This is a genomic window from Rhizobium sp. SG741 (assembly GCF_012275435.1).
Lineage (GTDB): Bacteria > Pseudomonadota > Alphaproteobacteria > Rhizobiales > Rhizobiaceae > Rhizobium > Rhizobium lusitanum.
Map to the genome: position 1 here is coordinate 55,279 of NZ_JAAZQP010000021.1, position 13,184 is coordinate 68,462.

Below are 13,184 nucleotides of genomic sequence, written 5' to 3' on the forward strand. Positions count from 1 at the left end.
GCCTGAGCGCAATTTGGGAATATGTGCGCAAGTCGTTTTGCAATTATTCTGTAACAAAATCGAACCGACTGCCTTGTTTTTGTCCGGCTTTTGACATCGCAATGCTAATTAAGCGGTTTATCTTCTGCTCTAACGAACAGGAGCAAACCATGACCCACAGGGACTTGACGATCGCTGAAGTTCTTGAAGATCCGCTGATCCGACAGGTCATGCGCGCGGATCGCATATCTGTCGCCGGAATGGCGAACCTGTTGCAAGATGCGGCACTCAGACTTCAGCGCGCGGAGACGGTTGGACGCGATGCCGGCCAGGACCTGTCGGTCGGCCTGAAGCCGATGGCTCGCATCCGCCTGCGTTCTGGCACGCAGGCCGATCTGCGCTGAAGCCATGAGTTGCGTGTGGCGACGACAATCGCCTCGTAATCGGCGATTGTCGTCGCGAAGATTCAATTCTCTGTAGTTGAGTAAACAGGCGGCCCACGGCCCAGGATCGAGAGCCTGTCTACCGGCGGCCGTTTATTAAAGCGTCCCGCTGCGGTTGAGCGAAATCGCATACACGCTTGTGGTCGCTGTTATGAACAGCCTGTGCTTGCCGCGCCCGCCGAAGCAAAGGTTGGAAACCGTTTCCGGCACCAGGATCTTGCCCATTACATGCCCGTCCGGCGCGATGCAATGCACGCCGTCGGCCGCCGACGACCAGAGATTGCCGTCGGTGTCGAGCCGCATGCCGTCGGCGCAGCCTGGCGAAATCGCATGGAACACTTCTCCCCCCGATAGGCGCCAGTTTTCGCCGACGCTGAAGACGCGGATGTGCTGCGGATCACCGCTATGCATGCGGCCAGTATCGGCGACATAGAGCTTTTTCTCGTCGGGGCTGAACGCGAGCCCGTTCGGGCAATTGAAGTCCGTCAGCACCGCCTGCATCGCGCCGGAGGGATCGACGCGATAGACGTTGCAGTGCAGTTCCTGCTCGCTTCTATGCCCCTCGTAATCCGTCGCGATACCGTAATGGGGATCTGTGAACCAGATGGCGCCATCCGAGGCGACGATGACATCGTTGGGCGAATTCAGCCGCTTGCCCTCATAGCTGTCGGCGATCACCGTGATCGATCCGTCGAACTCTGTGCGCGTCACGCGCCTGCCGCCGTGCTCACAGCTGACGAGCCGACCCTGCCGGTCGCGCGTATGGCCGTTGGAGAAATTCGACGGCTCACGAAAGACGCTGGTGCCGACACCCGGGATCCAGCGCATGATGCGATTATTGGGGATATCGGAGAACAGCAGGCAATTCAGGTCTCCGAACCAGACCGGGCCTTCCACCCAGTCGAACCCCGTGGCAATCTGCTTGACGGGAGCGTTGCCGAGGACGAATTTCCCGAAGGCCGGGTCGATGATCTCGAAGAACGACATTGTGACAATACCTCCCATAATGTTACATCGCCTAATCGATGTGTTATCGATAACATATCCAACTCAGTCCGCAAGCAGGGAGGATTGTGCATGAGCCACATTCTGGCGTCGAGTATCTTGAGCGATGAGGGTGTGATGACATTGCTGACGTCCGCAATTTCGGCCGCCGCCGCGATGGGTCAACCGCAATGCATCGTCATCGTCGATCAGAGCGGCGTGACGCTCGGCTCGTTCCGCATGCGCGGCTCGCGTTTCCAGTCGCTGAAAAGCGCGCTTGCCAAGGCGCGGACCGCTGCCTCGATCGGCGCGCCGAGCCATTCCCTGCCTGAGCATGCTAGGTTGCTGCTGGCTGCCGCAACGCAAGGGGAGGCGACGGGATTACGCGGCGGACTGCCGATCCGCTTTTCGGGTACGGTCGTTGGCGGGATCGGTGTCGGATCGGGCTCCGGCGAGCAGGATGAGCAGGTCGCCCTTGCTGCCCTTACGGCGATTGGTGCCGATCTCGAATAAGATGAGCCTGTCGGGTGAGATCCGCCCTCGTCTTGGACGGATATCAGGCCGTTCCTCGTCGGTCAGGCAAAGACGATCTGTGCCTTCATAGCCTTGCTGCGATCCGAGGCGATCTCGAATGCGCTGATCGCATCGGCAAGCGGCACCGAATGGGTGATGAGCGGGCGCACGTCGATCAGGCGCTTGCGCATCAGGTCGACGCCGACAGCAAATTCCTCATGGAAGCGGAAGGAGCCGCGCAGTTCCAGTTCCTTGGCCGTGATCGCCATCATCGGTAGCGTCATGTCGCCGCCGAGACCGAGCTGCACGATAATGCCGCGCGGCCTCAGCGCCGCGATCCCACCGACAAGAGCGGCAGCAGCGCCCGAGCACTCGTAGAGTACATCGAAAGTACCCTTGTCGGCCGAATAGGCGGCAAGGGCCTCAGGCTCGTCCTTGGTGTTGATGATCCTGTCGGCGCCCACCTGCTTTGCGAGCGACAGCGTGAAATCCGAAAGGTCGGTCGCCACGATCTCGGCCGCGCCAGCGCGCCGCGCTGCTAGGATCGACAAAACGCCGATCGGACCGCAACCGGTCACGAGAACCCGCTTGCCGAGCATCTCGCCGGCGCGTCTCGTCGCATGCAGGGTGACGGCAAGCGGCTCTGCCATGGCCGCTTCGCCGGGTGTCAGGCCATCCGCCGGAACGCATTGGATCGCGTCGGCAACCAGCGTCTCGCGAAACGCGCCCTGGATATGCGGAAAGGGCATGGCGCTGCCGTAGAAGCGCATGTTGAGGCACTGATTGTGCAGTCCCTGCTGGCAGTAGCGGCAGGTCCTGCAGGGGCGGGAAGGGGAGACGGCGACGAGCTGGCCGATCTCAAGGCCCTCCACGCCGGACCCGAGTGCAACAACAGTCGCGCTGACCTCATGCCCAAGGATCATCGGCTGCTTCAAGCGAACGGTGCCGAAGCCGCCGTGATGATAATAATGTAGGTCGCTGCCGCAGACCCCGCCGATCGCCAGTCTCAACTTGACCTCTCCAGCGCCCGGTTCCTCCTCCGGATACTCCTCGATCCGCACATCCTTGGCGGCGTGAGCGACGATGGCCTTCATGTCTTTCTCCTCAAAGAACGGGTGTGGGCAGCGGCTGGCCGGCAAAGTGTGCGGTGAGATTGTCGCGCACGAGCTGGCCCATGGCCTTGCGCGTCTCAATCGTGCCGGAGGCATGATGCGGCTGCAGCAGCACATTGTCGAGCGCCAGAAAGCGCGGGTTGAGCTTTGGCTCACCTTCGAAGACGTCGAGCGCCGCCGATCCGAGCTTGCCGGTCTCGAGCGCCTCCAGGAGTGCTTCCTCATCGATATTGGAGGCTCTGGATATATTGATCAGCATACCCTCCGGCCCGAGCGCCTCGATCACCTCACGTCCGACGATATGGCGGGTCGCGGCCGATGCAGCAAGCGTCACAAACAGGAAATCAGATTGCCGTGCTAGTTCAACGGGATCGGCCACGAACTTCATGTCGGATGCGAAAGATTTTGCCTCGACATTGGAATAGGCGATCTGCAGGTCGAAGCCCTTCAGGCGCTTGGCGACCTCGAAACCGATGCGGCCGAGGCCGAGCACGCCGGCGCGCCGTCCCCAGACGCGGCGTTTGAGGGGATAGAGACCCTTCCCAGCCCAGCTGCCGTCGCGCACCCATGTTTCAGCGCCCAGCATGCCGCGCGACTGGCACAGCATCATGGCGACACCCAGATCGGCGACGTCATTGGTCAACACATCAGGCGTATTCGTGACACGGATGCCACGTTCGCGGCAGGCCTGCAGATCGACTGCGTCGAAGCCGACGCCATAGACCGAGATTAGCTGCAGATTGGGGCAGGCTTCGATCATGCCGCGATTGGCGCCAAGTTCACCGCGTGTCGCGATCGCCTTGATCGATGGGCCGACCTCGGCCAGAAGCTTGGCTTTGTCGGTAGCCTCGAAATAACGATGGACCTGAAACGCCGCATCGAGCGGTTCCTGATCCCATTGCGGATAAGGCCCGATCTGCAGAATTGGTGGCTTGTCCATCTTTCGTCTCCTCACTTGACATCGAATGTTATCGATAACATAAACAGGGAGAACAGTCTTTGTCGAGATAAAAAACGGAGGAAACCGTGTCTCTTGGCCTCTTCGATCTGAAAGGGCGGCGCGCCCTGATTACCGGTTCATCGCAAGGTATCGGGCTTGCGCTCGCCAAGGGCTTGGCGGCGGCGGGCGCCGAACTGGTGCTCAATGGCCGCGACGAGGAAAAGCTCGCCAAGGCGGCGGGTAGCTTCGACGGCAAGGTACATATTCTGCCATTCGATGCCACGGATCATGAGGCCGCGCGCCGTGCGGTGGATGCTTTCGAGGCGGACAAGGGCGCGATCGACATCCTGGTCAACAATGCCGGCATGCAGTTCCGCACGCCGCTGGAAGATTTCCCCGCGGACGCTTTCGAACGGCTGCTGCGCACCAATATATCGAGCGTCTTCAATGTCGGCCAGGCCGTCGCGCGCCATATGATCAAGCGCGGCGCCGGTAAGATCATCAACATTGCCAGCGTCCAGACGGCGCTGGCACGGCCGTCGATCGGGCCTTATACGGCAACCAAGGGCGCCGTCGGCAATCTCACCAAGGGCATGGCGACGGATTGGGCCAAATACGGGCTGCAATGCAACGCCATCGCCCCCGGCTATTTCGACACGCCATTGAATGCAGCGCTCGTCGCCGACGCCGATTTCTCCGCGTGGCTCGAAAAGCGCACGCCGGCCGGCCGCTGGGGGCAGGTCGAAGAACTGGTCGGCGCCTGCATTTTCCTGGCGTCCGACGCATCCTCCTTTGTCAACGGTCATGTGCTTTATGTCGATGGCGGCATCACAGCCTCGCTCTGATAAGTTGCAGCCACGCCGCTTCGTCGTCATGGGCGTCAGCGGTTGCGGCAAGTCCTCGGTCGGTGCAGCACTCGCTGCTCGTGTTGCTGGTGTCTATATCGATGGAGACGACCTGCATCCGCCGGCCAATGTCGCCAAGATGAGCGCCGGCATCCCGTTGAACGACGCTGATCGCTCGCCATGGCTCGACAGGGTCGGCGCGCGCCTGGCACTGGCGGACGATACGGCGCTGATCGGATGCTCAGCCCTGAAGCGCGTCTATCGCGATCGGATCCGCTCCCTCGTCGGCGCGCCGGTTTCCTTCATCCATCTCGACGGCACGAAGGAGACCATCCTTCGGCGCCTGGAGGCGCGGCAGCATCATTTCATGCCGTCTGCCTTGCTGGAGAACCAGTTTGCAGCACTTGAGCCGCCCGGTGCAGACGAGCAAGCTATAACTGTCAATATCGACCAGCCGCTGGATATGATCGTGGCGGCGGTCATCGCCGCATTGGAGGAGGAGCAGTCATGAGCAACAAGGTGGCGCTGATCGGCGCCGGTGCGATGGGCGGTGCCATTGGCGCCCGCCTGGTGGAGACTGGCAACGAGTTGACGGTTTTTGATCTCGACAAGGAGAAGGTGGCCGCGCTCACAGCCAAGGGTGCACATGCCGCCGACAGTGCCGCAGCGGCAGTCGCGGCATCAGATTTTGTCATCCTGAGCCTGAATTCGCCGAAGGTCGTCCACAGCGCGGTATTCGGGCCGGGTGGGGTTGCCGAAGGGGCGAAACGCGGAACCTTGATCATCGATATGTCGTCGATCGATCCGGATGCGACCAAGGCGCTCGCCGGCGAAGCGGCGGAGAAGGGGTTGCGCTGGGTAGACAGTCCACTCTCCGGCGGCGCTCCGAAGGCGCTGATCGGACAGTTGACCTTGATGGCGGGCGGTGATGTGGAGGACGTCTCGGATGCCCATCAGGTGCTGCGCCATGTCGCATCGAACTACACCCATATGGGGCCGGTCGGCGCGGGTCAGACGACCAAACTCATCAATCAGGTCCTCTGCGCATTGAATTTTCTGGCGGTGGCGGAGGCAACGCAACTGGCGCTCGACGCCGGTGTGGATGCCGCCAAGATCCCGCAGGCATTGAAGGGCGGTCGGGCCGACAGCGCCATTCTTCAGGAATATATGCCGCGCTATGTGACCAAGGATTATCGCCGCACCGGCCGGATTGACAACATGGTCAAGGATCTGAACGGCGCCCAGGATCTTGCCCGACGCACCAACACCGCCATGCCGCTGACGGCTGTCTGCGCCGAGATACATCGCATGCTGACGGCCGCCGGCCTCGGCGGCGAGGACCAGGCTGCATTGATGGAATTCTTCAAGGGACCGAACAAGGAAATCGCCGGATGATCACCCGATACGCATTATTCGAAGGCAAGGTCAGGGAAGGCGAAGCGGAGGCCTTTCGCGCCGCCGTCATGGAGACGATCCTGCCGAAATGGAAGCAGTTTCCCGGTGCGCTCGACGTACGCGTTACCTTTGCCGAAGCGCGTGACGAGGGGGCTCCGGAATTTCCGATGATCCTCGCCGTCAACTATCCGGATCTGGCGGCTGTCGAGGCTGCCCTTGCCAGCCCCGTGCGTAGCGAAGCGCGGGCGGCAACTGAAGCCGTGCTGTCACGCTTTTTCGAAGGGCGCATTCATCATCACGTGACACTCGCCCATGAGTTCCAGCTATAGGCCAATCTCCTGAGACAATCGTTACGCGGGGCCGAAAGGCTCCGCATTTCTCATTGTCTGGATGGACGAAAGACGCACTTGCTATTAGCGGGGAAGCCATATTACTCTCATGGTAACGATAACATAAGGCCATTGATGAGTAGCAATCGCAAACCGCCCACTATGGCAGACATAGCCCGCGTCATGGGAGTTTCTCCGATGACGGTGTCTCGTGCGTTCAAGGCGGACAGTCTCGTCAGCCCGGAGACCCGGGAAGCGATTCTGAAGGCGGCGGAAGATCTGGGTTATGTTTTCGACAGCACGGCCTCCAACCTGCGTTCGCAAAAGTCCGATTTTGTCGCCGTCACCATTCCCTCCATCAACAACGCCAATTTCGCCGACACGGTCGGCGGCCTTTCCGACACGCTGGCCAAGCGGGGAATGCAGATCCTGCTTGGCTATACGAACTACGATATCGATGAGGAGGAGCGGCTGATCGAGCAGCTTCTGCGCCGCAAGCCGCAGGCTCTCGTGGTGACCGGTGGCTCGCACACGGCGCGAGCGCGCCGGCTTCTACAGACGGTGGCCATTCCGATCATCGAAACCTGGGATATTCCAGCCGATCCAATCGACCACTTTGTCGGTTTTTCCAACACGGCGGTCATGCGCGATATGGTCGACCACTTCGTCGCCTCGGGCTGTCGGCGTATCGCCTTTATCGGTGGCGACGTTCAGCGGGATTCGCGCGGCAGCGAGCGTCGACTTGGCTTCATTGCAGCGATGCAGGCGCATGGCCTCGACGCTTCGAGACTGATCGCCGCTGGGCCGCCGCCAATTTCAATGCGCGAGGGCGCCAATGCCATGGCGAAGCTGATCGAGATCTATCCGGACACAGAGGCGGTCGTTTGCGTTTCCGACCTTGCCGCTTATGGCGCGCTGACGGAATGTCGCCGGCTGGGCGTCCCCGTGCCGGAGCGCTTTTCCATCGGTGGGTTCGGCAATTATGAAATCGGTGAGGTATGCGTACCGACGCTGACGACGATCAATGCCTTTGCCAGGGAAATCGGCGAGCAAACCGCCCAGCTGATCCTCGATATTCTCGACAATGCGCAGCCGGTCGGCAATGTCAGGATTTCAACTCAACTAATCGTCCGTGATAGCAGCCGTCAGCTTCAGCTTGTCCCTTAAGTGAAACGGCGCGGCCCCAAGACCGCGCCGTTTCCGCGCAACTGGGATCATTTGCCCCAGATCTTCTTGTACTGATCTCTGTAGCCGTTATCCGGATCGAAGCTGTTCTTCGGGCCGCCGTCGGACTGTATATTATCTGATGTCACCACATGCAGCGGCGACAGATATCCGGACCACTTCTCGCCGGAAAGAGCCCGATTGAGTTCGTCGACCAGCTGCCAGCCCTGGAGATTGAGCGGCTCGGCCACGGTCACTTTCTGATACTGGCCGGCGCGGATGCGCTCATAGGCCGATTGCGAGCCATCGCCGGCGGCGACGTTGATCGGCGCATCGGTTCCGCCCTTGCCGGCTGAGGCGAGCGACGGACCCATGAAGTCGAAATAGAGGTCGTTGATGGCAAGCGAATGGGTCCAGCTGTCTCCATATTTCTGCAGCAGCGACGTGGTCAGCTGCGGCATGCGCTGTGACGTCTCGGCGATCGGCGTGTCGACATATTCCAGCACCTTGCCGCCCAGGCGTTCAATCTCGACCTTCATCCTGTCGGCCTTGGCAATGGCGATCGCATAGGTCGAGTCCGTGAAGATGATCACGCCCGGCTTGCCCTTGGCATCGACGAAGGCCCAGTCGGCGGCCGCCTTCGAGACTTCCATGGCATCGGTGCTGACATTGGCGAACAATCCGTTCTTATCGTCGGGGCCGATCACCGGGCCTGCATGCCAAGCGACCAGCGGGATTTTGGCAGCCTTTGCCTCTTCAAGCGCCGGTGCCTGCTCGACCGCATCGAAGCCGTCGATGATGATGCCGTCGGGCTTGAGCGCCATGGCCTGACCGAAAGCGGCCGTGCGTCCGCCGATCGAGCCCGCGCCATCGAGAACCTTCACTTGCCAGCCGATGGCCTTGGCGGCTTCCTCGACGCCGTTGCTGACGCCGAGAATGCCGCCGTTCTTGAGATCGCCGGCGAGAACGACAATCGTCTTGCCCGCTTGCGCCTTCGGGCCGGTCGCCGGGCCGTCCCACTTGGTGACCGCCGTTGCGTATTTGTCCACGACGGCTTTCGCATCCGCCATCGCATCGGCATAGGCATGGCTGGCGCACAACACGAATACGGCTGTCGTTGCCTGCAGGAATTGTCTGCGTTTCATTTCGTCTCCTCCCATTGGACGTTCAAACTGAGCTGATGTTCATTTCTCCGCTGGCGCGGCGGACAATTGCGGCTTGTGGACCGGGGCCATGCGCCCGGCGTGACTGCGCCGGCGCTGCGCATATCCGGCTATGCCGATGGCCACGAGCAGGGTGACGCCGTTAAACAGCGGCTCGACATAAAAGGAGCCGCCGAACTGCTGGATGCCGGCGATACCGACCGCAAGAATAATGACGCCGATCATCGTGCCCCAGACATTGACGCGGCCGGGCTTGATCGTGGTAGAGCCGAGGAACGCACCGACCAGCGCCGGCAAAAGATATTCAAGCCCGACGCTTGCCTGCCCGATGCGCAGCTTGGAGGCGAGCAGGACGCCGGCAACGGCGGCAAGCGTGCCCGAGGTTACGAAGGCGCCGATGACGAAGCGGCGGACAGGGATGCCGTTCAGGGCGGCGGCCTTCGGGTTGGCGCCGATGGCATAGATGTAACGGCCGATCGGCAGATATTCGAGGACGATCCACATCACGAAGGCAAGCACGAGGACATAGATGCCGGTGATTGGCAGGCCGAATACCATGGTGCCGTTCAGTGCATAGAAACCCTGCGGCAGCATGCCGACCACCTGTCGGCCGCCGGTATGCCAGAGCGCGATGGCATAAAGCACGGTGCCGGTGCCGAGCGTTGCGATGAAGCTGTCGATCTTGGCGATTTCCACCAGGAGCCCGTTCAGGAAGCCGGTAAAGGCGCCGAGCAGGATGACGATAAGCACCGCGACGGGCCAGGGTAGGCCGAACATCGTCTGCAGGCTGATCGCGAGTACATGCCAGAGCACGATGCCGTAGCCGATCGTCAGGTCGATGCGGCCCGCCGCCATCGGGATCATCGCCGCCAGCGACAGGATCGCGATAATGGTCTTGTCGGAGATGATCGAGCGCAGATTAAGCATGGTCGGGAAAGTCTGCGGCAGCAGAACGGAAAACAACAGGATCAGCAGGGCCGTCAGGATGACGAGGCCGTAGACCGGCAGAAGACGCTGGATTTTCTGGCCGAAGCTCATTGCCGACAGCTCGGAGCGTGTGGGTTCGAGCGCATTGGATTCGATCGATTGCATGGTTTTCCTCTCCGGTTCAGGCCGCTTCGGATGCAGATGCGGCGGCGATCACCGCCGGTGTAGTCAGGTCGGCACCGCTGAGTTCACGCACGATCTGGCCGCGCGAGAATACAAGGGCACGATGGCAGATGTGGGCGATTTCCTCGAAGTCGGTGGAAACGACGAGAACGGCAAGGCCGCCTTCCACCGCCTCGGCGATCAGCCGATAGATATCGGCCTTGGCGCCGACATCGACGCCGGCGGTCGGATCTTCGGCGATCAGCAGCTTCCGGCCCGTCGCCAGCCACCGTCCCACAACGACCTTTTGCTGGTTGCCGCCAGATAGGGCCTCAATCGCAAGGCTCTGGTCGTTGGGCCTGAGGCCAACCCGGCTGCCGAGCGAATAGGCCTTCTCGGCTTCGTTGCGCGGCGAGAGGAACGACATCAGGCCACGCCCGGAGGCGCCAGGATTGAGAAAGGTGTTTTCGCGCAGGCTGAGCGACATCGCGACCGATTCTTCGGTGCGGTCCCTGGCGATCAGGCCGATGCCGGACGCCATGGCGGCGACCGGGCTCGAAAGGTTGGGTTCCACACCGTTGAGTCGCACCGTGCCGCTCGATACTTCGCAGCCGAACAGCGCGCGTCCGATCAGTTCCTGGCCCGCGCCTCGCAATCCGACAAGGCCAAGAAGCTCCCCTTGCCGGATATCGAAGGATACCGGCCCGGCGCCGCGGCAGGCGAGATCCTTGACCGAGACGATGGCCGGACCGGTCATTCGTTCCGCCTTGACAAACAATTGGTCGGCCTTGCGCCCGACGATCATCCGGATCAGCTCGTCTGACGTGGTTTCGGAAACGGGCTTCTGTCCCACCAGTTGTCCGTCGCGCAGCACGGCGACGCGGTCGGCGATGCGGAAGATCTCATCCAGCCGGTGCGAGACGTAGATCATCGCCACGCCGCGCTCCTTGAGCGGGCGAATAGCCGCGAACAGCTTCTCGACCTCATCGGCGGGCAGGCTGGCTGTGGGTTCATCGAGGACCAGAACATCGGCCTCGACAGCGAGTGCGCGGGCGATCGCCACCAGCGACTTTTCCGTTCTCGTCAGTTCCTGGACGCGCGTCGAGGGATCGAAATCACAGCCGACGAGCTTCAAGGCCTCTGCCGTGCGCCGTTCGGTCGCCCGCCAATCGATCAGCCGGCCGCGCAGCGAATAGCCCTGCGCAAGCCCGACATTCTCACCCACCGTCATCCATTCGATCAAGCCGAGATCCTGATGGATGAAGGCGATCGGCTGGCGCTGGTTGGGTTGCGGCGGACGATGCTGATATGGCTTGCCGCGAAACAGAAGCTGTCCGCCGTCCGGCCTGTAGATGCCTGCCAGTGTCTTGATGAGCGTCGATTTGCCCGCGCCGTTTTCGCCGAGAAGCGCGAGGATTTCACCCTCCTTCAGATCGAGCGATACATTCGACAGGGCACGCGTTCCACCAAACTCCTTGGTGATATCGCAGAATTCGAGCAGCTTTCCGTCGTCCATCCCGCTCCTCCCAAAGCTTCGATGGGAAGAGGCTATGTTATCGATAACATTCCGTCAAGAGGCTCCACGCTGACATGATGCTTCCCGCCGGTTCCGTGCGTTGATGGGAAGGTTGTCGTCCGGCAGCAGGGATGAACTTCTTTATGATTAAAATAAATCTCCAGATGTTCGCAATCATCACATGAATATCGAAACAATCGCTAATTTAATTCATGGTACTAATCACGGCAGTACTATTGCTATTTGGGTACAATATTTCTTGGGTAGTGCTTTTCGGCCAAGAATGCTCTAGTGTTAATTTACAGCAAGGGTGTAAATTAAGATATACTCGCGTTGTCGTTGAGCAATATCTCGGGAGGCGCGCCCTTGGCGCTGGAGAGGGCTATATTTGAGATACGCTACTCAATCCATGTTCAAGATCGAAGATGCCGATGCCGAGGAGATGACGGCACACTATGCCAGGACCTTGTTTCCCGCCGTCGTCGAACCTTTGCATCGGCGCGCGCTGATCTCAGTTGAAGACCGTCATTACACGGTGGGCTATTGCAGCATCTGGAACGGTAAATGTAATTCCGGCATGAGCGTATCACTCTCGGGCGGCCCGGATGCCTACGGGCTTTACATTCCATCCTCGGGCGGGATGGCGATCGATGTGGGATCCAGGGAGCTTGTGTCGAAGCCGGGCGAGGGGCTGGTGGGTGATATGTCCTCGTTCGAAAAGCTGACATTGCACGAGCAGCGCAGCCATATGGGGATTGCGTTCGAGAAATCGGCGCTTATCCGGCAATTGAGTGAACTGCTCGACGCCCCTGTACTCGACGATCTGGAATTTACCGATACCGTCGACCTGTCGTCGGCAAGAGGCATGCAGATCGCGACCCTTGGAAATCTTATCTGGCAGAGCCTGACGGTGGAAAATGCTGACCGATCCTCCTCCGCATTCACTGAGCATCTGTTGCAGGCGATGATGATCGCGCTGCTCGAAGCCGTGCCGCACAACTATTCGGAACGAATGCTGAAGCCGGCTTCACCGGCCATACCCAGAAGGTTGAAACGGGCGATAGAATACATGCATGCCAATGTCGGCTCGAATATGGGTATCGCCGAAATCGCGCGTGAGGCCGGCACGAGCGTTCGTGCGCTGCAAGCCGCCTTTCAGCAGTTCAAGAATACGACGCCTCTCAGCTACTTGCGAACGATACGCCTACAAGGCGCACGCGGGGCATTGATGGATCCGGCCCGTTGTCAAGCGGTCGCCGAAATTGCGCGGAGTTGGGGATTTTCACATATGGGGCGCTTTGCCGCCTTCTATCATCAAGCCTTCGGCGAAATGCCGTCCGATACAGCCAGACTACGCCGAAGCGACGACCGATAGGGTCACTCGGCATTTGCATCGTCAATACGGACAGACGCCGACCGGTTGGAACTATTCGCCGACGGCGACTTGATGGATCTTTCCGGTCTCGTCCGTACCGTGAAGGACGTTAAGCCGGACGAAGTACGTTCGCGCCATGTGGCTGATGCTGCAGCAGGGCGCCGCTGACGACTATGTCATTGCGACCGGTCGGACGACGGCCGTGCGCGACATGTGTGCCATCGCCTTTCAGCATGTCGGCATGAAGATGGAGGATCATCTGGTGATCGATCCTCAACTCTTCCGCCCGGCGGAAGTGGATGTGCTGCTCGGCAACCCGGAGAAGGCTCGCAAGACG

The 13,184-nt window shown here is 60.6% G+C and carries 14 protein-coding genes and 1 pseudogene; 9 read left to right on the forward strand and 6 right to left on the reverse strand.

Features of this window, described 5'->3' with window-relative positions; all coding sequences use genetic code 11:
- Positions 1–149 precede the first annotated feature (149 nt).
- The gene (locus FHT29_RS32380) at positions 150–383 is read left to right on the forward strand and encodes a hypothetical protein (RefSeq protein WP_037199625.1); all 234 of its coding nucleotides are present in this window, start codon (positions 150–152) and stop codon (positions 381–383) included.
- A gap of 135 nt (positions 384–518) precedes the next feature.
- Here FHT29_RS32380 and FHT29_RS32385 read toward each other — a convergent pair whose 3' ends face one another.
- Positions 519–1,409, reverse strand: coding sequence for an SMP-30/gluconolactonase/LRE family protein (locus tag FHT29_RS32385; protein ID WP_168597795.1), 891 nt, complete (start codon positions 1,407–1,409; stop codon positions 519–521).
- Positions 1,410–1,499: 90 nt separating this feature from the next.
- Here FHT29_RS32385 and FHT29_RS32390 point away from each other — a divergent pair, with 90 nt between their 5' ends.
- Positions 1,500–1,919 (forward strand): heme-binding protein, encoded by a 420-nt coding sequence (locus tag FHT29_RS32390; protein ID WP_113108452.1) that lies wholly within the window; start codon positions 1,500–1,502, stop codon positions 1,917–1,919.
- A gap of 62 nt (positions 1,920–1,981) precedes the next feature.
- On the opposite strand, the gene FHT29_RS32395 is transcribed toward FHT29_RS32390, so the two are convergent.
- Positions 1,982–3,013, reverse strand: coding sequence for an L-idonate 5-dehydrogenase (locus FHT29_RS32395; protein WP_168601025.1), 1,032 nt, complete (start codon positions 3,011–3,013; stop codon positions 1,982–1,984).
- Positions 3,014–3,023: 10 nt separating this feature from the next.
- Positions 3,024–3,971 carry a 2-hydroxyacid dehydrogenase gene (locus FHT29_RS32400; protein WP_168601026.1) on the reverse strand — a complete coding sequence of 316 codons (948 nt, stop codon included), beginning with the start codon at positions 3,969–3,971 and terminating at the stop codon, positions 3,024–3,026.
- Between the two features lie 86 nt (positions 3,972–4,057).
- Between FHT29_RS32400 and FHT29_RS32405 the strand changes: the two genes are divergently transcribed.
- From FHT29_RS32405 to FHT29_RS32425, 5 genes are all read left to right on the forward strand, one after another.
- Positions 4,058–4,816: an SDR family oxidoreductase gene (locus tag FHT29_RS32405; RefSeq protein ID WP_168601027.1), complete on the forward strand. Its 759-nt coding sequence runs from the start codon at positions 4,058–4,060 to the stop codon at positions 4,814–4,816.
- Positions 4,785–5,327 carry a gluconokinase gene (locus tag FHT29_RS32410; RefSeq protein WP_168601028.1) on the forward strand — a complete coding sequence of 181 codons (543 nt, stop codon included), beginning with the start codon at positions 4,785–4,787 and terminating at the stop codon, positions 5,325–5,327. The genes FHT29_RS32405 and FHT29_RS32410 overlap by 32 nt, the downstream gene beginning before the upstream one ends.
- The gene (locus FHT29_RS32415) at positions 5,324–6,211 is read left to right on the forward strand and encodes an NAD(P)-dependent oxidoreductase (protein WP_168601029.1); all 888 of its coding nucleotides are present in this window, start codon (positions 5,324–5,326) and stop codon (positions 6,209–6,211) included. The genes FHT29_RS32410 and FHT29_RS32415 overlap by 4 nt, the downstream gene beginning before the upstream one ends.
- Complete coding sequence (locus FHT29_RS32420; RefSeq protein ID WP_047561515.1) at positions 6,208–6,540, forward strand: hypothetical protein; 333 nt, start codon at positions 6,208–6,210, stop codon at positions 6,538–6,540. The genes FHT29_RS32415 and FHT29_RS32420 overlap by 4 nt, the downstream gene beginning before the upstream one ends.
- A gap of 135 nt (positions 6,541–6,675) precedes the next feature.
- On the forward strand, positions 6,676–7,707 hold the full coding sequence (locus FHT29_RS32425; RefSeq protein ID WP_168597801.1) for a LacI family DNA-binding transcriptional regulator: 1,032 nt from the start codon (positions 6,676–6,678) through the stop codon (positions 7,705–7,707).
- Positions 7,708–7,754: 47 nt separating this feature from the next.
- Here the strand turns inward: FHT29_RS32425 and FHT29_RS32430 are convergent, their stop codons facing one another.
- The 3 genes from FHT29_RS32430 to FHT29_RS32440 are packed head-to-tail and all read right to left on the reverse strand — an operon-like array spanning position 7,755 to position 11,472.
- Positions 7,755–8,849 (reverse strand): substrate-binding domain-containing protein, encoded by a 1,095-nt coding sequence (locus FHT29_RS32430; RefSeq protein WP_168601030.1) that lies wholly within the window; start codon positions 8,847–8,849, stop codon positions 7,755–7,757.
- A 39-nt stretch (positions 8,850–8,888) separates the two neighbouring features.
- Complete coding sequence (locus FHT29_RS32435; protein WP_168601031.1) at positions 8,889–9,959, reverse strand: ABC transporter permease; 1,071 nt, start codon at positions 9,957–9,959, stop codon at positions 8,889–8,891.
- Positions 9,960–9,975: 16 nt separating this feature from the next.
- Entirely contained in the window at positions 9,976–11,472 is a 1,497-nt protein-coding gene (locus FHT29_RS32440; RefSeq protein ID WP_168601032.1) for a sugar ABC transporter ATP-binding protein, read from the reverse strand.
- Positions 11,473–11,860: 388 nt separating this feature from the next.
- On the opposite strand from FHT29_RS32440, the gene FHT29_RS32445 reads away from it, so the two are divergent.
- A complete protein-coding gene (locus FHT29_RS32445) occupies positions 11,861–12,847 on the forward strand; it encodes a helix-turn-helix domain-containing protein (protein ID WP_168601033.1) in 987 nt (328 codons plus the stop codon).
- A gap of 124 nt (positions 12,848–12,971) precedes the next feature.
- Positions 12,972–13,184, forward strand: a pseudogene (locus FHT29_RS32450) (GDP-mannose 4,6-dehydratase); the annotation flags it as partial.